This is a genomic window from Pseudomonas sp. 7SR1, from assembly GCF_900156465.1.
Classification (GTDB): domain Bacteria; phylum Pseudomonadota; class Gammaproteobacteria; order Pseudomonadales; family Pseudomonadaceae; genus Aquipseudomonas.
The window spans coordinates 1,270,754-1,291,195 of sequence record NZ_LT707064.1 but is presented as its reverse complement, the minus strand read 5'-3'; the positions used below and the strand labels follow the sequence as shown (position 1 = coordinate 1,291,195).

Sequence of the window (20,442 nt, the reverse complement as noted above, 5' to 3'; positions counted from 1 at the left end):
AACGTGTGATGGGCCGGACCGCAAAATCAGCGCCCGCGTTCTTTATTTACGCAACAACCGCAACCCATTGAACACCACCAGCAGACTCACCCCCATGTCGGCGAATACCGCCATCCACAGGGTGGCGTAGCCAGTGAAGGTCACCCCCAGGAAGATCGCCTTGACCACCAGCGCCAGGGCAATGTTCTGCTTCAGGATGGCGGAGGTTTGCCGCGACAGGCGGATGAACGCCGGGATCTTGCGCAGGTCGTCGTCCATCAGGGCGACATCGGCCGTTTCGATGGCAGTGTCGGTACCGGCCGCCGCCATGGCGAAGCCGATCTCGGCCCGGGCCAGGGCCGGGGCATCGTTGATGCCATCGCCCACCATGCCGACCCGGTGACCCTGGTCGTACAACGCTTCGATGGCCTTGAGCTTGTCCTCCGGCAACAAGTCGCCCTGGGCCCGGTCCATGCCCACTTGCCCGGCAATCGCCTCGGCGGTATGGGCGTTGTCGCCGGTGAGCATCAGGGTCTTGATCCCCAGTTCGTGCAACTGCCGGATCGCGTCGCGGCTGGAGTCCTTGACGGTGTCGGCCACGGCGAACAACGCCAGGGGGCCTGTGTCGTCCAGTAGCAGCACCACGGACTTGCCTTGTTTTTCCAGGGCGAAGAGTGTTTCTTCCAGCTCGGGAGAGCACAGGCCAAGGTCTTCCACCAGGCGATGATTGCCCAAGTGATAGGTCCGGCCATCGATGTCGCCTCGAACACCTCGTCCCGGCAACGCGGCGAAGTTATCCACAGACTGTGGCGATGCCTGCTTATCCACAACCGCGCTGGCGATGGCCCGTGATACGGGGTGATCGGAGCGAGCGGCAAGGCTCGCGGCCAGGGCCGGGGCGCTGGCCTGCAGCGTTGGGTCCAGCGCCACATAGTCGGTCTGCACCGGCTTGCCGTGAGTGATCGTGCCGGTCTTGTCCAGCGCCAGGTAATCCAGCTTGTAACCGCCTTCCAGGTACACGCCGCCCTTGATCAGGATGCCTTTGCGCGCCGCGGCGGCGAGACCGCTGACGATACTCACCGGGGTGGAGATCACCAGTGCGCAAGGGCAGGCCACTACCAGCAGCACCAGCGCCCGATAGATCCAGTCGAACCACGTCGCGCTCATGAACAGCGGCGGGATGACCGCCACCGCCACCGCCAGGGCAAACACCGACGGGGTGTAGATTTTCGAGAAGCGATCGACGAAGCGCTGGGTCGGTGCCCGTGAGCCTTGGGCCTGCTCCACGGCGTGAATGATTCGCGCCAGGGTGGAGTGTTCGGCCGCCGCGGTCACGGTGTATTCCAGCTCGCCGGCCTGGTTGATGGTGCCGGCGAACACGTTGTCGCCGACGGTTTTTTCCACCGGCAGGCTTTCCCCGGTGATGGGCGCCTGGTCGATGGTGGACCGGCCGGCCACCACTTCACCGTCCAGGCCCACGCGTTCACCGGGGCGGACTCGCACGCGGGCACCCAGGGCGATGGCCTTGACCTCCTGCACCTTCCAGCTGCCATCGACCTGCTGCACGGTGGCCTGTTCGGGGGCCATCTGCATCAGGCCACTGATGGCGTTGCGTGCCCGGTCCAGGGACTTGGCCTCGATCAGCTCGGCCACGGTGAACAGGAACATCACCATGGCCGCCTCCGGCCATTGCCCGATCAACACCGCGCCGGTCACGGCAATGCTCATCAGGGCATTGATGTTCAGGTTGCGGTTCTTCAGGGCGATCCAGCCCTTTTTGTACGTGCCCAGGCCGCCGCTGAGGATCGACACCAGCGCCACCAGGGCGACCACCCAGTTCGGCGCGGCACTGGCGAAGTGAATCACCTCGGCGCCCAGGGCGGTGAGGCCGGACAGGGCCAGCGGCCACCAAGGCTTGGCTGGGGAGGGTGGGGTGTGGGTGGGGGTGTCCTGGCCTGCAGCGAGTGGTTCGGCCTGCATGCCCAGGGATCGGATCGCCTCGATGATCGGCGCATCGCTGGGCAGGGCGTGGGTCACGCCCAGGATGCGATTGATCAGGTTGAATTCCAGTCGCTGCACGCCCTCGAGCTTGCCCAGCTTGTTCTGGATCAGCGTCTGCTCCGTCGGGCAATCCATGGCTTCGATGCGAAAACTGCTCAGCCGCGCGCCGTCTGTCGGCGCTTTGCCGAGGTCGACCACCGACGGCGCCGCTTTCGAGGCGCAGCAGGAATGCCCATGGGCATGGCCGTGGCCGGATTTGTGAACAGGCTTATGGGTGTGAAGGGAGTCGCTCATCGGTTACGTCCGTGAAAAGTGCCTGTTGCACAGTAAAGACCCTGTAGCCACTATAGGGTCAAGCATCTATTCGGGAGGCATGGGATGAAAATCGGAGAGCTGGCGAAGATGACCGACTGCCAGGTGGAAACCATCCGCTATTACGAACGCGAAGGCTTGCTGCCTGAGCCTGCCCGTAGCGACGGCAACTACCGGGTCTACACCCAGGCCCATGCCGAGCGGCTGACGTTCATTCGCAACTGCCGCACCCTGGACATGACCCTGGAGGAAATCCGCAGCCTCCTGGCCCTGCGCGACAGTCCCCAGGACCAGTGCGAAAGCGTCAATGCATTGATCGATGAACACATCCTCCACGTCAGGGCCCGTATCGATGGCCTGCTGGCGCTGCAGGCACAACTGATCGACCTGCGCCATCGCTGCGGTGAAGGGCCGGACCCGGATCAATGCGGGATCCTGCAGCGCCTGGAAGTGAGTGGTGCGGTGGCGCCGGAAGTGGAGCATTCACATGTAGGCAGGAGTCATGGGCATTGAGCCTTGCTCGCGATAGCGGCTTGGCAGTCAACCTATAGGTTGAATGTAAGGGCCTCATCGCGAGCAGGCTCGCTCCCGCAAGGGATGGTGGCGTTGCTCAGACCGCCATCGGCGCTGTCATCGGCGCATGGTGCTGGTAGCCTTCCAGGGAGAAATCGCCGGGCTCCACCAGTTCGAGCCACTCAGGCTGGTAAACGCCAGTCTTGGCAAACTCCGGCACCCGCTCGGAAATCACCAGTCTCGGCATCGGGAACGGCTCGCGCTTGAGCTGTTCCTTGAGCATGTCCAGATGGTTTTCGTAGACGTGGGCGTCACCGATGAAATAGGTGAACCAGCGTGGCGTGTAGCCGGTCAGGCGGCCGATCAGGCTCAACAGCGCGGCCCCCTCGGTGAGGTTGAACGGCGTGCCCAGGCCCAGGTCGTTGGAGCGGATGTAGAGGGTCAGGGAGATTTCCTTCGTCTCGACATTCGGGTGGAACTGGTACAGCAGGTGGCACGGCGGCAAGGCCATTTCATCGAGCTGCGCACAGTTCCAGCCATGGAACAGGATACGCCGGCTGCCCGGGTCCTTGATGATGGTGTCGACGCACTGGCGCACCTGGTCGATGGCCTTGTACAGCACCACGTAAGCCTGGCCGTTCTCCTCACCCTCGGCGATCCGCCGGTAGCCCTGGGCCAGGGTCTGCTCGATGGCCGCCGGGTTGCTCAGGGGGATCTGCTTGTAGGCCGGCCACTTGCGCCATTGCACGCCGTAGATCTCGCCCAGGTCGTCTTCGCCCTGGCGGAACGGGTTGGCCAGCCACTGGGTATTTTCGTTGGCGTTCTGGTCCCAGACCTTGCAGCCCAGGGCGCGGAATTCGGCGGCGTTGTTCACGCCGCGCAAGAAGCCGCACATCTCGCCGATGGCCGACTTGAAGGCCAGCTTGCGGGTGGTGATGGCCGGGAAACCGTCCTTCAGGTCATAGCGCAGCATGGCGCCGGGGAGGCTGATGGTGTTCACTCCCGTGCGGTTGGCTTGCCGGGTGCCATGCTCGATGACATCGGCCACCAGATCGAGATATTGCTTCATGTGTTACCTGTGTCCTTGAGTCCGGAGCGGCGCTCCGGCATTCGAATTTAAACCTTGGCGGCCGCAGCCGGCGCCCGGCGATAAGCCAGCCAGATCAGCACCAGTCCGCCGATGATCATCGGCAGGCACAGCACCTGGCCCATGGTCAGCCAGTTCCACGCCAGGTAGCCGAGCTGGGCATCCGGTACGCGGACGAATTCAACGATAAAGCGGAAGATGCCATAGAACAGGGCAAACATGCCCGACACCGCCATGGTCGGCCGCGGCTTGCGCGAGAACAGCCAGAGAATGAGGAATAGTGCCACGCCTTCGAGGGCGAACTGATAAAGCTGCGACGGGTGGCGCGGCAACTGCGCCGGGTCGCTGAACGGCGGGAAAATCATCGCCCACGGGACGTCGGTTGGCTTGCCCCACAATTCGGCGTTGATGAAGTTGCCGATGCGCCCGGCGCCCAGGCCGATGGGCACCATGGGGGCGACGAAGTCCATCAGTTCGAAGAACGATTTATTGTTGCGCTTGCCGAACCAGAGCGCTGCCAGCATCACGCCGATGAAGCCGCCGTGGAACGACATGCCGCCTTTCCAGACCTCGAAGATCAACGTCGGGTTGGCCAGGTAGGCACTCAGGTCGTAGAACAGCACGTAGCCCAGGCGTCCGCCGACGATCACACCCATGGACAACCAGAACACCAGGTCGGACAGTTTTTCCTTGTTCCAGGTGGGATCGAAACGGTTCAGCCGACGCGATGCCAGCAGCCAGGCGCCGCCGATGCCGATCAGGTACATCAGGCCGTACCAGTGGATTTTCAGCGGACCGATGGCCAGGGCCACCGGATCGATCTGCGGGTAAGGCAGCATGGATATTCCTCGTAAACGTCAAAAATGCCCGGGGGAGGCTGGCATCCCGGGATTAAGCCAGTATTGCGTCAGAACAGGAAACTCAGCCCCACGCAGAACAGCAAGGCGGCGAACATTCGCTTGAGCAGGCGCGGCGACAGGCGGTGGGCCAGGCGCGCGCCGATACGGGCGAAAACCATGCTGGTCAGGGCGATGCCCAGTAAGGCCGGCAGGTAGACAAAGCCCAGACTATGGGCCGGCAACAAGGGATCTTGCCAGCCAAGAATCATGAAACTCAATGCGCTGGCCAGGGCGATCGGCAAGCCGCACGCCGACGATGTCGCGACCGCCTGCTGCATCGGCACGCTGCGCCAGGTCAGGAAAGGGACGGTCAGCGAGCCGCCGCCAATGCCGAAGATCGCCGAAGCCCAGCCGATCACGGTGCCTGCCAGGGTCAGCCCGGCCTTGCCCGGTACCGTACGGCTGGCCTTGGGCTTGAGATCCAGGCCCAACTGCGCGGCGACGACCAGGGCGAACACGCCGATGATTTTCTGCAGGTGCGGGCCGGCAATCGCCTCGGCGGTGATCGCGCCGAAACCGGCGCCCATCAGGATCCCGACGGTCATCCAGGCGAAGATCGGCCAGCGCACCGCGCCTTTGCGCTGGTGCTCACGCACGGCATTGACCGAGGTGAAGATGATCGACGCCAGGGATGTACCGACGGCCAGGTGCGTCAACACCTGCGGATCGAAGCCCTGCAAGGTGAAACTGAACACCAGTACCGGGACTATGATGATCCCGCCACCCACGCCGAACAGCCCGGCCAGCACGCCGGCGCAGGCGCCGAGCAGCAGATAGAGCACAAATTCCACCGGCGTCTCCCCGCCCATCCCCCAAACAAGAGCGGCATGGTAACGGATCCGTGGCCCCCGGCTCCACTGAAGGCGATGGATGCCGGCCGATTGTGTGGGTAAAGTGATCCACGAAAGCGGAGTGTTCGGTTCATTTTTTAACGGGACAACCTGATGTGCTTGATCGTATTTGCCTGGCGACCTGGGCATGCCCAGCCGCTGATCGTGGCGGCCAACCGCGACGAGTTCTACGCCCGGCCGACCTTGCCCCTGGCCCAGTGGCCTGACGCGCCGCAGGTCCATGCTGGCCGTGACCTGGAGGCTGGAGGCACCTGGCTCGGCGTGGCTGCCGGTGGCCGTTTCGCGGCCCTGACCAATATCCGCGACCCGGGCCAGATGCCGGCGTTCAAGTCGCGGGGTGAACTGGTGGCGCGGTTCCTGACCGGGCATCTCTCGATTGCCGAATACTTCAGCGAAATCGTCCCTCGCGCTGGCGAATATGGCGGGTTCAACCTGTTGCTCGGCGACGGCTCCGAGCTGTGGCATCACAATGCTCGCGATGCCCGGCCACAACGCTTGGCCGAGGGGGTCTATGGCTTGTCGAACGCCGGGCTGAACACGCCCTGGCCCAAGTTGCTCAAGGCCCGCGCCGCGCTGGCCGAGGTGTTGGACGATCCGCGGCCCGAGTCATTGCTGGCTCTGCTGAACGACCCGCAGCCCGCACCGGTGGCTGACTTGCCCGACACGGGCGTGGGGCTGGCGACCGAGACGTTGCTGTCCAGTGTGTTCATTGCCAGCCCCGCCTACGGGACGCGAGCGAGCACGGCGTTGATTGTCCATGCCGATGGAACCCGACACCTGGTCGAGCGCAGTTTCGGGCCGCATGGGGGGCATCTGGGGGAGGTGGAGCTCAAGGTCTAGGCTCTGTACGAAAAGCCTTGATACTCGTTCATGCTGCGTTGAACACTGCCTGACCTTCTTCTCAAGACTGTTTCGTACAGAGTCTAGTTTGCCGTGTCATTGCTGGCCTCATCGCGAGCAAGCTCGCTCCCACAGTAGATCGTCAGTGAACACAAACGCTGTGAACAACCGAGATCACTGTGGGAGCGAGCTTGCTCGCGACAGGAGCGCCGCAGGATCAGAGGGTCTTGTTCGAAGCCGGATTGATCATCCGCGCCAGCCCAAGGTTTTTCAGCGCCAGTTGCAAGGAGCTGTGAATTACTTGCGGATTGTCGATGGTCATCACTTCCGCCAGCAGTTCCTGGGCCTTGCTGAGGTTGATCTGGCGCAGCATCCATTTCACTTTTGGCAGGTTGGTGGCGTTCATCGACAGGCTGTCGAAACCCATCGCCATGAGCAGCACCGCTGCCGCCGGATCCCCGGCCATTTCACCGCAGATGCTCACCGGCTTGCCTTCGGCATGGGCGTCGCGCACCACATTCTGCAGGGCCTGCAGCACGGCCGGATGCAGATAGTCGTAAAGGTCGGCTACCCGCGGGTTGTTGCGGTCCACCGCCAGCAGGTACTGGGTCAGGTCGTTGGAGCCCACCGACAGGAAGTCCACCTGCCGCGCCAGCTCCTTGGTCTGGTACACCGCCGCCGGGATCTCGATCATCACGCCGACCGGAGGCATCGGCACATCGGTGCCTTCGTCGCGGACTTCGCCCCAGGCCCGGTGGATCAGGTGCAGGGCTTCTTCCAGTTCATGGGTGCCGGAGATCATTGGCAACAGGATGCGCAGGTTGTTCAGGCCTTCGCTGGCCTTGAGCATGGCGCGGGCCTGGACCAGGAAGATCTCCGGGTGGTCGAGGGTCACGCGGATGCCGCGCCAGCCCAGGAACGGGTTGTCTTCCTTGATGGGGAAGTAGGACAGGGACTTGTCGCCGCCGATGTCCAGGCTGCGCATGGTCACCGGTTGCGGGTGGAATGCGGCCAGCTGTTCACGGTAGATCGCCAGTTGTTCCTTTTCGCTGGGGAAGCGCTGGTTGATCATGAAGGGGACTTCGGTGCGGTACAGGCCCACACCCTCGGCGCCGCGCTTCTGCGCCCGGGCCACGTCGGCCAGCAGGCCGGTGTTGACCCACAGCGGCATGCGGTGGCCGTCGAGGGTCACGCAAGGCAGGTCCCGCAGCGCATCCAGGCCCAGGGACAGTTGCTTTTCTTCCTCCACCACATCGGAGAACTGCTTGCGCAGCACTTCGCTGGGGTTGGTGTAGACCTCGCCATGGTAGCCATCGACGATCATCTGGATGCCGTCGACCTTGGAATACGGCAGGTCCACCAGGCCCATCACCGTCGGGATGCCCATGGCACGGGCCAGGATCGCCACGTGGGAGTTGCCCGAGCCCAATACCGACACCAGCCCCGCCAGCTTGCCCTCGGGCACCTCGCCGAGCATGGCCGGGGTCAGCTCCTCGCTGACCAGGATGGTGTTGTCCGGGTAGACCAGGGTCTGCTGGCGTTCCTGCTGCAGGTAGGCGAGCAACCGGCGGCCGAGGTCCTTGACGTCGGAAGCGCGCTCACGCAGGTAGGCGTCGTCCATCAGTTCGAAACGGTTGACGTGGTCGGTCACCACCTGGCGCAACGCGCCCTGGGCCCATTGGCCGGTCTTGATGACCGTGGTCACCTCGCTGCCCAGCGAGGCGTCGTCGAGCATCATCAGGTAGACGTCGAACAGCGCGCGCTCTTCCGGACGCAGCTGAGTCGCCAGCTTGGCCGAGAGGGCCCGCATGTCGGCCCGCACGCCTTCGATGGCAGTCTTGAACAGCGCCAGTTCGGCATTGATGTCACTGATGGCCTTGTCCGGCACGACGTCGAGGTCGGCAGGCGGCAGCATGACCACCGCGGTACCCACCGCCGCGCCCGGCGAGCCCGGCACGCCGACGAACTTGGCTTCCTGGATGCCCTTGCCCTGGCGTCCCAGGCCGCTGATCGAACCGGTGGCCTCGGCATGGGCGATAACCCCGGCCAGTTGCGCGCTCATGGTCACGAGGAAGGCTTCTTCGCCTTCGTCGAACTGGCGACGCTCCTTTTGCTGGATGACCAGTACGCCGACGACACGGCGGTGGTGAATGATCGGTGCCCCGAGGAACGAGGCGTAGCGCTCCTCTCCGGTTTCGGCGAAGTAGCGATAGCGCGGGTGGTCCGCGGCGTTTTCGAGGTTCAGGGGCTCTTCGCGCGTGCCGACCAGGCCGACCAGACCTTCGTTGGGCGCCATGCTGACCTTGCCGATGGAGCGCTTATTCAAGCCCTCGGTGGCCATCAGCACGAAACGGTTGGTCTCGGGGTCCAGCAGATAGACCGAGCAGACCTGGCTGCCCATGGCCTCTTTGACGCGCAACACAATAATCCCCAACGCCGCTTTGAGATCCTTGGCGGCGTTGACTTCCTGGACGATCTTGCGCAGCGTATTGAGCATGGCTCGGGGTCGAACTCCGTCGTCAGTCGCGCGTCAGCAGGCGCGGGGCAAGCTCTTTGAGGGCGCGTCGGTACACCTCGCGCTTGAATGTCACCACCTGGCCCAACGGATACCAATAACTGACCCAGCGCCAGCCATCGAACTCCGGTTTACCGGTCAAATCCATCCGCACCCGCTGCTCGTTGGAGAGCAGGCGCAGGAGAAACCATTTCTGTTTCTGGCCGATGCACAGCGGCTGGCTGTGCGTCCTGACCAGGCGTTGCGGCAAACGATAGCGCAACCAGCCACGGGTGCAGGCGAGAATTTCGACATCTTCACGCTCCAGCCCCACTTCTTCGTTCAACTCGCGGTACAAGGCTTCTTCCGGCGTCTCCTGGGGGTTGATTCCACCTTGAGGAAACTGCCAGGCGTCTTGATTGATACGGCGAGCCCATAGCACCTGCCCTGCATCATTCGTAAGAATGATCCCCACATTGGGTCGGAAACCATCGGGATCGATCACGGCAACAACCTCGCAAACGCATGTCGCCGCATTGTTCCACAAAGGTTGTGAAAGCAGCAACGAGCCAGACCACACACGTCGCCTAGCTTATGTGCACTCTTGTGAAAAGTCCGTATTCTGGGCACCTTTCTTCAGAATTTTCAGCGAGTAACTGCAATGCGGCTGGCTTTATTCGACTTGGACAACACGCTGCTGGGCGGCGACAGCGACCACGCCTGGGGCGATTACCTGTGTGAACGCGGCTTCCTGGATGCCGTGACGTACAAGGCGCGCAATGATGCGTTCTATCAGGATTACCTGGCCGGCAAGCTCGACAACGCCGAGTACCTGAATTTCTGCCTGGAGATCCTCGGGCGCACCGAAATGGAGGTGCTGGCACAATGGCATCTCGACTACATGCGCGACTGCATCGAGCCGATCGTATTGCCACAGGCCATCGAATTGCTGGAAAAGCACCGTGCAGCCGGCGACAAGCTGGTGATCATCACCGCCACCAACCGTTTCGTCACCGCGCCGATTGCCGAGCGCCTGGGAGTCGAGACCCTGATCGCCACCGAATGTGAAATGATCGACGGCCGCTACAGCGGGCGCAGCACTGACATACCCTGCTTTCGCGAGGGCAAGGTGACGCGCCTCAACCGTTGGCTGGAAGAAACCGGGCATTCCCTGCAGAACAGCTATTTCTATAGCGATTCGATGAATGATTTGCCGCTGCTGGAGGTAGTCACGAATCCGGTGGCGGTGGATCCGGACCCGAACCTCAGGGCCGAGGCCGAGAAGCGTGGCTGGCCGGTGATTTCGCTGCGCGGCTGAAAATGGCTATCGCGAGCCAGCTCGCTCCCACAGGGGATTTGCGTCGATCATGCAACCTCTGTGGGAGCGAGCTGGCTCGCGATGAAAGCGACACGGTCCAAGACCTTAAACCGGCTTGGCTCCCATCAACCCCGCAATGGCGATAAAACAGACGACGCTGAACAGCGCCAGGGCCAGGGTGAATTTGCCATTGCCCGCCGCCGGCAGCGTGCGCAACCTGTTCAACCGCACCAACAGCCAGAACCCGGCCAGTGTTGCCGCGGTGTACAGCACGCTGGAAGCCAGCAACCAGGTCTGCCCCAGCGGCCATCCCACCTGATGCACCATCCACCAGCCGGTGAACGGCATGCTCGCCAGCGCCAGGCCCATCAACAGCCAGATGAACACCAGCGGTCTTTGCAGCGTGCGGGTGTGCGCCGTCGCATCACCGCCACGGCGAGCACGCCAGACCCAGATGGCCAGCCCCGCCGCACCGGCCAGCAACAACACCGTCGCCAGGACATGGGCGACCTTGAGAGCGGTTAACGTTTCCATGTTCGCTTCCTTATGGCTTGCCTTTGAGCGTAGCCCTTCAGCCGAGAAACAGCTGATAGGCCGGGTTGTCGCTCTCGTCCCAGAATGGATAGCCGATCGCCTCCAGGGCGGCAGGGACCAGATGACGTTCGTCATGAGGCACTTGCAGCCCTGCGACGACCCGGCCATCCGCTGCGCCATGGTTGCGGTAGTGGAACATCGAGATGTTCCAGCGCCCGCCCAGTTTGTTGAGGAAGTTGAACAGCGCGCCCGGTCGCTCCGGAAACTCGAAGCGCAGTACCATTTCGTCGATGACATGGGCCGCGTGCCCGCCCACCATATGGCGGATGTGCAACTTGGCCAATTCGTTGTCGGTGAGGTCCAGTACCGGGAAACCCTGCTCGGTCAGACTGGCGATCAGGGCGCTGCGCGGATCGTTTTCCGGATGCGTCTGCACGCCGACGAAAATGTGCGCTTCGCTGCCGGTGTTGTAGCGGTAGTTGAATTCGGTGATCTGGCGCTTGCCGATGGCTTCGCAGAATGCCTTGAAGCTGCCCGGTTGTTCGGGAATGGTGACCGCGATGATCGCCTCCCGGCCTTCGCCCAGCTCGGCGCGCTCGGCCACGTGGCGCAGGCGATCGAAGTTGATGTTGGCGCCGGATTCGATGGCGATCAGGGTCTGCCCGCTGATGCCGCGCGATTCGACGTACTTCTTGATTCCCGCTACGCCCAGCGCCCCGGCCGGCTCGGTGATCGAGCGGGTATCGTCATAGATATCCTTGATGGCGGCACAGATCTCGTCGGTGCTGACGGTGATCACTTCGTCCACGTGATGCTTGCAGATATCGAAGGTGTGCTGGCCGATCTGCGCCACGGCGACACCGTCGGCAAACAGTCCGACGCTGGGCAGTACCACGCGTTCGCCGGCAGCCATGGCGGCCTGCAGGCAGTTGGAATCGTCCGGCTCGACGCCGATGATCCTGATGTCCGGCCGCAGGTATTTCACGTAGGCCGCGATACCGGCGATCAACCCGCCACCCCCCACCGGGACGAATATCGCATCCAGGGGCGCCGGGTGCTGGCGCAGGATCTCCATGGCCACGGTGCCCTGCCCGGCAATGGTGTGGGGATCGTCATAAGGATGAATGTAGACGTAGCCTTTTTCATCGACCAGTTTCAACGAATAGGCCAGGGCCTCGGGGAACGAGTCGCCATGCAGCACCACCCGGCCGCCACGGGAGCGCACGCCTTCGACCTTGATTTCCGGCGTGGTCTTGGGCATCACGATGGTGGCCTTCACGCCCAGTACCTTGGCTGCCAGGGCCAGGCCTTGGGCATGGTTGCCCGCCGAAGCCGTGACCACGCCGCGGGCGCGTTCCTCGTCGCTGAGTTGGGTCAGCTTGTTGTAGGCCCCGCGAATCTTGAACGAGAACACCGGTTGCAGGTCTTCGCGCTTGAGCCAGATGCTGTTGCCCAGCCGTTCGGAGAGCTGGCGGGCGTTCTGCAGCGGGGTTTCCACGGCCACGTCGTAGACGCGCGAGTTGAGGATCTTTTTGACGTACTGTTCGAGCATCGGAAAGCATCACTGGGCGGGTTGGGCAGGGCCAAGGAGTCTAACCCGGCTTTTGGCCGGGCGACCACACGAATCCCGAGGTTTTGTTGGGTTATACTCGCGCCCCTCTCTACTCCCTGCCCGTTTCCGGAGCCCGCATGACCCAGGATCAACTCAAACAGGCCGTGGCCCAGGCCGCTGTCGACCTCATCCTCCCGCAGCTGGATGACAAGAGCATCATCGGGGTCGGCACCGGCTCCACGGCCAATTGCTTCATCGATGCGCTGGCCCGGCACAAGGGCGCGTTCGACGGCGCGGTCGCCAGCTCCGAAGCCACCGCCGCGCGGCTCAAGGGCCACGGGATCCCGGTGTATGAGCTCAATACGGTGAGCGACCTGGAGTTCTACGTCGATGGCGCCGACGAAAGCGACGCGCACCTGAACCTGATCAAGGGTGGCGGCGCGGCGCTGACGCGCGAGAAAATCGTCGCGGCCGTGGCCAGGACCTTCATCTGCATCGCCGATGCCAGCAAGCTGGTGCCGGTGCTCGGCGCATTTCCGTTGCCAGTGGAAGTCATCCCGATGGCCCGCAGCCATGTGGCCCGCCAACTGGTCAAGCTCGGTGGCGATCCGGTGTATCGCGAGGGTGTGCTGACCGATAACGGCAACATCATCCTGGATGTCCACAACCTGCAGATCACCCAGCCGGTTGAGCTTGAGCGCCAGATCAACGCCATCGTCGGCGTCGTCACCAACGGTCTGTTCGCCGCGCGGCCGGCGGATGTGCTGTTGCTGGGAACGCCGGAAGGTGTGAAGACCCTCAAGGCCTGATCCGATGGTGTGACTGGCGCTGTCGTGACGAGGGGAGATGCGACGTTTCGCTAATCCCTTCGCCACAGCATTTCGATTCCTGTCAATCGGGCTGCGGCTTCTTGAACACGTAGAACAGGTTCGGCTCGCTCACCACATAGAGGTTGCCGTCGTCGTCCATGGCAACGCCCTCGGCCTGGGGCACGGTCTTTTGCAGGCCCTGGCGACCCTTGCTCAAGGACAGCGTGCTCAGCGGGCGACCGTCGATATCCAGCTCGATGATCAGTCGCGACTCATCGGACAGCGCCAGCAAATGGCCGCTACGCTCATCGTATTGCAGGCTCGAGAGATCGCGCACGAACAGCCCGGCATCGCGCTTGGGGTTATTGATGACGTGAACTGCGTAGGACTTTTCTGGTTTGTGATGAGGGAACCCCTGGACTTCATAAATCAGCATCGGGTCGCGTTCCTTCGCCACGAACAGCCGCTTGCCCACCGAGTCATAAGCCAGTCCTTCGAATCCCTTGTTACCGCTCATGTGCACGCCAAGGGTCATCTGCTCCGCATCGGCGGCATCGAGGAACCGGGTGTCTTCGTCCAGGTGGATCTTGATCAGGCGCTGCTGGCGTTCGTCACTGATGACGTAGGTGTTTTCGCTGATGAACTCCACCGCCTCCGGGTCGCCGAAACCGATCAGCGCCATGCGCCGCAGGATCTTGCCGTCCAGGGACAGTTCGATCAGTTCGGCGTTGTTGTTGGTAACCGTGAACAGGCTCTTGCGGACCGGATCGAACGTCAGTGCCGAGACATCGTCATCCAGCCCTTCGATCACCTGTGCTTCCAGGGTGACGCGGTATTGGTCGAGGCCGATGGCTTGCTCGCTGGTGGGCTGCCAGAAAGTGTTGAGGTTGAACCAGGCGCGCTCGAACAGACGCAGGTATTGACCCGCTGCGATCAGGACGATCAGGGCGATCGCCAGCAGCATCAGAATCAAGGGCTTGGGACGGGCAAGTCGGCGCATGAGGGTGGGCTCGGATAAGAACAGGGGGTTGAAATATCACGCCTGCCTGAACTGAAGCTTAATGGCGGTGTGCCACACCCTACAGCGAAGGACGAATTACCTTACAGAGCTGGCCGATCAGCTTATTTCTCGAAACGATAGAACAGGTTCGGCTCGCTGACCATGTACAGATTGCCGGCCTCATCCAGGGTCACGCCCTCGGCGCGAGGGACCGTATCCTTCAGCCCGTTGAAACCGCCCAGCAGGGTCATGAAGCTGACCTGCTGGCCTTTCTCATCCAGCTCCAGCAACAAATGCGAGTCGGACGACAGCACCAGCGTATGGCCAGTGCGCGGGTCTATCGCCAGGGCCGACAGGTTGCGCAGGTCCAGTTCATCGCTGGCATGGATCTGTTTATCGCCCTTGAGCAACTGGCTGCCGTTGCTTTTCCAGATGAATAACGCCGCTGGACGTTCCTCGCCCAGTACCAGTTGCTGGTTGCGTGGGTCCCAGGCCACCGCCTCGAATCCCTTGTTCTGGTTTTCCGATGGGCCGAGGTCGTACTGGGGGAAGTCGGCGATGTTCAGCTCGCGCGTATTCGCATCGACCTGGACGATCGACAGCGAATGCGAGCGCTCATCGGTAATGGCCAGCAGTCCATTGCCCATGAATGACACACCTTCGGGATTGTTCCAGCCCACCAGTGGCATCTTGCGCAACACCTCACCCTGCAGCGTCAGCTCCACCAGGAACGGGTTCTTGCCCATGACGGCGAACAGGGTCTTGGTCTGCGGGTTATAGGTCAGGTCGGACGCTTCGTCCTTCTCCATGCCCGGCAATGGCTTGGCATCGATCACCGCGCGGTAGTCGGGTAGCCAGATGCTGTCCTGGCGCTGGGCCGGACTCTTGAAATGTTCCGACAGCCACAACATGCCGCGATCGTCCCAATGCATCGCGAATGCCAGGCCATACGCGACGGCGGCCAGCAAAGACCAGACATACCAGCCGGTGAGAACGCGCGGGCGGCGGGCAACTTTAAGGGCGGGCATTGGTGGGGTGGCCATCGAGAGGTGTATTCCAGAATTCAGGCTGAGGGTAATACCACGATTGGGACCGGCTCAGACGCCGCAAGCCCAGGAATTATCCAGATAGGATGTGAAAAAAACGGTAAATGGCGGCAATGCCTTGTGATCCAGCCGTTCGTCAGTGTGTTTTTTTTCGCCAGCGGTTTTGCCCATGGTGTTTCGTCAGACGATCAGTGCGCGATGGCAGCGTTTGTCGCGGACGCCTCAACCTGATGGTCAAGGGATGTGCGGAGCGCCCCTGGCTACACATCATGCAATTCAAAAGTCGTTGAGTGAGGGGAGCAGCTAACCTAGCCTGCCGATCCAGGCACCATCAATATCGATCAAAAACAGGGATGATGTGTGAATCGACGCCGATTTGTTCTGGGTGGGACGTTGGCTCTGGCTTCAACTTCAATACTGCTGAGCTGCAGGCAGCTTCAGACACAGGGGCCCCGACCGCTCTTTCCCGCCGCTCCCCCAGCTTGTGAAGAGCTCAGGCCGATCAACGCGCACCTGGGCCGGATAGCCGGAGTATACGCTTGTGCACGGCCTTTCCGTCATGCCGGGCCGCGTATCGAGGCGCAACAGCTAGGGTCGAAACTCATCGTTCATAACTATGGCCATGGCGGTTGTGGCTGGTCACTGAGCTGGGGATCGAGCATGCAGGCGCTACGCCTGGCATACGCCGCCTCGGCCGGCCGAGAAACGCTTCGCGCTGTCGGCGTCATCGGTTGCGGCCCGCTTGGCCTGACCTCTGCGCTATTGGCCCAGCAAGCGGGTCTATCTGTCTGCATCTATGCCAAGGCCCTTCCTCCCGGGGTACCGTCCATGGGCGCCACGGGAATATGGTCGCCCGATTCCCGGTTCTGCGACGTCCAGCATGGCCCGGCTTGGGCGTCGCGCTGGAACGAGATGGCGGATGCTTCATTCAGCCAATTCCAACGTGTGGCGCAACTGCCTGGCAGCTCGATCGAGTGGGTCAATGGCTACAGGTTGTCCGATGTTCCATTCTCGTCCGAGGAAAAGCCGGCGCGAACAAAAGATGCCTGGGAGCCCGAATATGCGGAGTTCGCCAGGAAGTTCTTGCCCCCTCAAGTGGAGCTGCCACCTGGAAGCCATCCGTTTCCTGCGCCTTACGCGCGTGGATGGACGAGCTTGATGTTCAACATCACGTCTTACGCCAGCTCGCTGATGACTGATTTCCTGGACGCGGGAGGCCAGATAAAAATCCAGGAGTTTACCCATCCGGATGAACTCCTGGTGTTGCCCGAAGACACGTTGATCAACGCGACAGGGTATGGCGCGAAGCTGTTGTTCAACGACCACACGATAATTCCTGTGCGTGGACAGACAGTGCGCCTGGTACCGCAACCCGAAGTCAGGTATGGGCTGCGGGCGCAGGACTTCCTGGTCATGCCTCGTCGCGATGGCGTATTGATCCAGAACATGGACGATGCAGGAAGCTTCGATAACAGCAACGACGAGCCGGATTACGCTGATGCAATAGCCGTGGTCGAGCAGGTGGCGGCATATGTTTCGAGGATGCGCTGCTGAAGCGTTGAGTCGGCTTCAGATTGGAAGAAACGACCTTCTGCAGGGCGCTGGCGAGCCAGCCCCTGCCAGTCGAATGGCTCTCAGCGGACGCTGCTTTCGAAGCGGCAAGCGCCCGGCAGCTCCAGCACCAGCTCGTCACCCACGTTCAACGGGCCGACGCCCGCCGGGGTGCCGGTGAGGATCACGTCGCCGGCCTGCAGCGAGAAGCAGCCGGCCATGTGCTGGATCATCGGCACGATGGGGTTGAGCATCATGCTGCTGTTGCCATCCTGGCGCACTTGACCATTGATAGTCAGGCGCACGGGAATGTCGGTCAGGTCGACGAAGGTGGCGTTGGACACGAACGGGGCGATCACCGCCGCGCCGTCGAAGGATTTGGCGATTTCCCATGGCAGGCCCTTGGCCTTGAGCTCGGCCTGCTTGTCCCGAAGGGTCAGGTCCAGGGCAGGGGCGAAGCCGGAGATGGCGTCCAGTACTTCCTCGACGCTCGGCCGGGTGGACAATGGCTTGCCGATCAGCACGGCGATTTCCGCTTCGTAGTGCACCGAGCCGCGTTCGACAGGGATGCTGAAGCCGCCTTCCAGTGGCACCACGCAACTGCCCGGCTTGATGAACAGCAGGGGTTCCGTAGGGACCGGGTTGTCCAGCTCCTTGGCGTGTTCGGCATAGTTACGGCCAATGCACACCACTTTCCCTACCGGGAAATGAATGCGGGTACCGTCGACATACTGGTGCTGATAGCTCATTACCGACTCCTGGTTCGTTGATTCAAACAGCGAAGATCTTGCCCGGGTTCATGATGCCGTTCGGATCGAACGCTGCCTTGACGGCTTTCATGTATTCGATCTCGACCGGTGAGCGGCTGTAGGTCAGGTAGTCACGCTTGGTCATGCCTACGCCGTGTTCCGCGGAAATCGAGCCGTTGTACTTCTCCACCGTTTCAAAGACCCATTTGTTCACGGTGGCGCATTTGGCGAAGAATTCATCCTTCTCGAGGTTTTCCGGCTTGAGGATATTCAGGTGCAGGTTACCGTCGCCAATGTGACCGAACCAGACGATTTCGAAGTCTGGATAGTGTTCGCCGACGATCGCATCTATTTCCCGCAGGAATCCCGGCACCTTCGAGACGGTCACCGAGATGTCGTTCTTGTAGGGTGTCCAGTGGGAAATGGTTTCGGAGATGTACTCGCGCAGTTTCCACAGGTTCTGCAGCTGTGTTTCGCTCTGGCTCATCACGCCGTCCAGTACCCAGCCCTGTTCCACACAGTGCTCGAAGGTTTCCAGGGCGTGATTGGCGACGTCTTCGGTAGTGGCTTCGAATTCCAGCAAGGCGTAGAACGGGCATTCGGTCTCGAACGGCGCCGGTACGTCGCCCCGGCCCAGGACCTTGGCCAGGGCCTTGTCGGAGAAGAATTCGAATGCGGTCAGGTCGAGCTTGCCCTGGAATGCATGGAGCACCGGCATGATCGAGTCGAAGTCCGGGGTGCCGAGTACCATCGCCGTGAGGTTCTTCGGCGCCCGGTCCAGGCGCATGGTGGCTTCGACCACGAAACCGAGGGTGCCCTCGGCACCGATGAACAACTGCCGCAGGTCATAGCCGGTGGCGTTCTTGATCAGGTCCTTGTTCAGTTCCAGCAGGTCGCCCTTGCCGGTGACGACTTTCAGGCCCGCGACCCAGTTGCGGGTCATGCCATAGCGAATGACCTTGATACCGCCGGCATTGGTGCCGATATTGCCGCCAATCTGGCTGGATCCGGCCGATGCGAAATCCACTGGATAATACAGGCCGTGCTCTTCGGCCTTGTTCTGCAACTGTTCGGTGACCACGCCCGGCTGGCACACCGCAGTGCGATCGGTGAGGTTCACGTCGAGGATCTGGTTCATGTAGTCGAAAGACACCACCACTTCACCGTTGGCCGCCACGGCTGCGGCCGAGAGCCCGGTGCGTCCGCCCGACGGTACCAGGGCGACCTTGTGCTCGTTGGCCCAGCGGACGATGGCCTGGACCTGCTCGATCGTCTTGGGGAAGACGATGGCGGTGGGGGCGGGGGCGAAGTGTTTGGTCCAATCCTTGCCATAAGCGTTCAGGGAGTCGGCGTCGGTCAAGACCTTGCCAGGTTCAACCAAGGTCTTCAGTTCATCTATCCGGGAAGGATTGGTCATCGACAGAACTCTCGAACAATTCATGGTCATCCTGAGAACGCTTCACGTCGCAGGAATGAGTGTTTAGCGGGGTGCATATGCTAGCATACCGACCCCGCAGCGTAGTGCCCAACGGCTGTACTGCGGCGACGGCGGTCATGCCGTCGGGCCAGCATGCGCTGTCCGATTCCCTGCCATTTTTCTCCGGGACACAGGTTTACGCAGATGAGCAAGACTTCTCTCGATAAGAGCAAGATCAAGTTCCTTCTTCTCGAAGGCGTCCACCAATCGGCTGTCGACGTCCTCAAGTCGGCGGGCTACACCAGCATCGAGTACATCACCAGTTCTCTGCCGGAAGCCCAGCTCAAGGAAAAGATCGCCGATGCTCACTTCATCGGCATTCGCTCCCGTACCCAATTGACCGAAGAGATCTTCGACCACGCCAAGAAACTGGTAGCGGTCGGCTGCTTCTGCATCGGCACCAACCAGGTTGACCTCGACGCGGCCCGCGAGCGCGGTATCGCGGTGTTCAACGCACCGTACTCCAACACCCGTTCCGTCGCCGAGCTGGTGCTGGCCGAAGCGATCCTGCTGCTGCGCGGTATCCCCGAGAAAAACGCTTCCTGCCACCGTGGCGGCTGGATCAAGAGTGCCGCCAACTCCTTCGAGATCCGCGGCAAGAAGCTGGGTATCGTCGGCTATGGCTCGATCGGCACCCAACTGTCTGTCCTGGCCGAAGGCCTGGGCATGCAGGTGTTCTTCTACGACACCGTGACCAAGCTGCCGTTGGGCAATGCCACCCAGGTCAATGACCTGCACGAGTTGCTGGGTATGTCCGACATCGTCACCCTGCACGTTCCGGAAACCCCGGCGACCCAGTGGATGATCGGCGAGAAGGAAATCCGTGCGATCAAGAAGGGCGGCATCCTGATCAACGCCGCGCGTGGCACCGTGGTCAAGCTCGAGGCCCTGGCCGAGGCGATCAAGGACAAGCACCTGATCGGCGCCGCCATCGACGTGTTCCCGGTGGAGCCCCGCTCCAACGACGATATCTTCGAAAGCCCGCTGCGTGGCCTGGACAACGTGATCCTGACCCCGCACATCGGTGGTTCCACTGCCGAGGCCCAGGCCAACATCGGTCTGGAAGTGGCGGAAAAACTGGTCAAGTACAGCGACAACGGTACTTCGGTGTCGTCGGTCAACTTCCCGGAAGTGGCCCTGCCGGCACACCCTGGCAAGCACCGCCTGCTGCACATCCACGAGAACATCCCGGGCGTGATGAGCGAGATCAACAAGGTCTTCGCCGAAAACGGCATCAACATTTCCGGTCAGTTCCTGCAGACCAACGAGAAAGTCGGCTACGTCGTGATCGACGTCGATGCCGAATACTCGGACCTGGCCCAGGAGAAGCTGCAACACGTCAACGGCACCATCCGCTGCCGCGTGCTGTTCTGAGGCGACTGAGCTGCAAGCTGGAGATTGGCCTGCGATAAAAACGGGAGCCTCGCAAG

Annotated in this window: 18 protein-coding genes; 6 read left to right on the top strand and 12 right to left on the bottom strand. The window is 61.9% G+C overall.

Features of this window, described 5'->3' with window-relative positions; translation table 11 throughout:
- Nucleotides 1–42 precede the first annotated feature (42 nt).
- Complete coding sequence (locus BW992_RS05925) at nt 43–2,274, bottom strand: heavy metal translocating P-type ATPase (protein ID WP_076405753.1); 2,232 nt, start codon at nt 2,272–2,274, stop codon at nt 43–45.
- 84 nt (nt 2,275–2,358) lie between these two features.
- Here BW992_RS05925 and cadR point away from each other — a divergent pair, with 84 nt between their 5' ends.
- Nucleotides 2,359–2,805, top strand: coding sequence for a Cd(II)/Pb(II)-responsive transcriptional regulator (cadR, locus tag BW992_RS05920; RefSeq protein WP_072397692.1), 447 nt, complete (start codon nt 2,359–2,361; stop codon nt 2,803–2,805).
- A gap of 97 nt (nt 2,806–2,902) precedes the next feature.
- Here cadR and BW992_RS05915 read toward each other — a convergent pair whose 3' ends face one another.
- From BW992_RS05915 to BW992_RS05905, 3 genes are all read right to left on the bottom strand, one after another.
- Entirely contained in the window at nt 2,903–3,874 is a 972-nt protein-coding gene (locus BW992_RS05915) for a thymidylate synthase (RefSeq protein ID WP_072459148.1), read from the bottom strand.
- Nucleotides 3,875–3,921: 47 nt separating this feature from the next.
- Nucleotides 3,922–4,731, bottom strand: coding sequence for a prolipoprotein diacylglyceryl transferase (lgt, locus tag BW992_RS05910; RefSeq protein WP_072397694.1), 810 nt, complete (start codon nt 4,729–4,731; stop codon nt 3,922–3,924).
- 68 nt (nt 4,732–4,799) lie between these two features.
- Nucleotides 4,800–5,582: a sulfite exporter TauE/SafE family protein gene (locus BW992_RS05905; RefSeq protein WP_072397777.1), complete on the bottom strand. Its 783-nt coding sequence runs from the start codon at nt 5,580–5,582 to the stop codon at nt 4,800–4,802.
- Nucleotides 5,583–5,735: 153 nt separating this feature from the next.
- Between BW992_RS05905 and BW992_RS05900 the strand changes: the two genes are divergently transcribed.
- Nucleotides 5,736–6,482: an NRDE family protein gene (locus BW992_RS05900; RefSeq protein ID WP_072397695.1), complete on the top strand. Its 747-nt coding sequence runs from the start codon at nt 5,736–5,738 to the stop codon at nt 6,480–6,482.
- A 217-nt stretch (nt 6,483–6,699) separates the two neighbouring features.
- Here BW992_RS05900 and ptsP read toward each other — a convergent pair whose 3' ends face one another.
- Nucleotides 6,700–8,979 (bottom strand): phosphoenolpyruvate--protein phosphotransferase, encoded by a 2,280-nt coding sequence (ptsP, locus tag BW992_RS05895; RefSeq protein ID WP_072397696.1) that lies wholly within the window; start codon nt 8,977–8,979, stop codon nt 6,700–6,702.
- A 22-nt stretch (nt 8,980–9,001) separates the two neighbouring features.
- Nucleotides 9,002–9,481, bottom strand: a complete 480-nt coding sequence (locus BW992_RS05890) for an RNA pyrophosphohydrolase (protein ID WP_053148065.1) — start codon at nt 9,479–9,481, stop codon at nt 9,002–9,004.
- 156 nt (nt 9,482–9,637) lie between these two features.
- Between BW992_RS05890 and BW992_RS05885 the strand changes: the two genes are divergently transcribed.
- Entirely contained in the window at nt 9,638–10,294 is a 657-nt protein-coding gene (locus BW992_RS05885) for an HAD family hydrolase (RefSeq protein WP_072397697.1), read from the top strand.
- Nucleotides 10,295–10,399: 105 nt separating this feature from the next.
- Here the strand turns inward: BW992_RS05885 and BW992_RS05880 are convergent, their stop codons facing one another.
- Both BW992_RS05880 and ilvA read right to left on the bottom strand, forming a co-directional pair.
- The gene (locus tag BW992_RS05880; protein ID WP_072397698.1) at nt 10,400–10,828 is read right to left on the bottom strand and encodes a DUF2269 family protein; all 429 of its coding nucleotides are present in this window, start codon (nt 10,826–10,828) and stop codon (nt 10,400–10,402) included.
- 37 nt (nt 10,829–10,865) lie between these two features.
- Entirely contained in the window at nt 10,866–12,380 is a 1,515-nt protein-coding gene (ilvA, locus tag BW992_RS05875) for a threonine ammonia-lyase, biosynthetic (RefSeq protein ID WP_072397699.1), read from the bottom strand.
- A 137-nt stretch (nt 12,381–12,517) separates the two neighbouring features.
- Between ilvA and rpiA the strand changes: the two genes are divergently transcribed.
- A complete protein-coding gene (rpiA, locus tag BW992_RS05870; protein ID WP_072397700.1) occupies nt 12,518–13,189 on the top strand; it encodes a ribose-5-phosphate isomerase RpiA in 672 nt (223 codons plus the stop codon).
- Between the two features lie 82 nt (nt 13,190–13,271).
- On the opposite strand, the gene BW992_RS05865 is transcribed toward rpiA, so the two are convergent.
- Together BW992_RS05865 and BW992_RS05860 are read right to left on the bottom strand one after the other, a co-directional pair.
- Nucleotides 13,272–14,189 (bottom strand): SdiA-regulated domain-containing protein, encoded by a 918-nt coding sequence (locus tag BW992_RS05865; RefSeq protein WP_072397701.1) that lies wholly within the window; start codon nt 14,187–14,189, stop codon nt 13,272–13,274.
- A 122-nt stretch (nt 14,190–14,311) separates the two neighbouring features.
- Nucleotides 14,312–15,232 (bottom strand): SdiA-regulated domain-containing protein, encoded by a 921-nt coding sequence (locus BW992_RS05860; protein ID WP_076405751.1) that lies wholly within the window; start codon nt 15,230–15,232, stop codon nt 14,312–14,314.
- 663 nt (nt 15,233–15,895) lie between these two features.
- Between BW992_RS05860 and BW992_RS05855 the strand changes: the two genes are divergently transcribed.
- On the top strand, nt 15,896–16,789 hold the full coding sequence (locus BW992_RS05855) for an FAD-dependent oxidoreductase (RefSeq protein ID WP_197685715.1): 894 nt from the start codon (nt 15,896–15,898) through the stop codon (nt 16,787–16,789).
- An 80-nt stretch (nt 16,790–16,869) separates the two neighbouring features.
- On the opposite strand, the gene BW992_RS05850 is transcribed toward BW992_RS05855, so the two are convergent.
- Together BW992_RS05850 and BW992_RS05845 are read right to left on the bottom strand one after the other, a co-directional pair.
- Complete coding sequence (locus tag BW992_RS05850; protein ID WP_072431770.1) at nt 16,870–17,535, bottom strand: fumarylacetoacetate hydrolase family protein; 666 nt, start codon at nt 17,533–17,535, stop codon at nt 16,870–16,872.
- Between the two features lie 22 nt (nt 17,536–17,557).
- Entirely contained in the window at nt 17,558–18,952 is a 1,395-nt protein-coding gene (locus BW992_RS05845) for an FAD-binding oxidoreductase (RefSeq protein WP_072397705.1), read from the bottom strand.
- Between the two features lie 204 nt (nt 18,953–19,156).
- Between BW992_RS05845 and serA the strand changes: the two genes are divergently transcribed.
- Nucleotides 19,157–20,386 (top strand): phosphoglycerate dehydrogenase, encoded by a 1,230-nt coding sequence (gene serA / locus BW992_RS05835; protein ID WP_072397706.1) that lies wholly within the window; start codon nt 19,157–19,159, stop codon nt 20,384–20,386.
- Nucleotides 20,387–20,442: the final 56 nt, after the last annotated feature.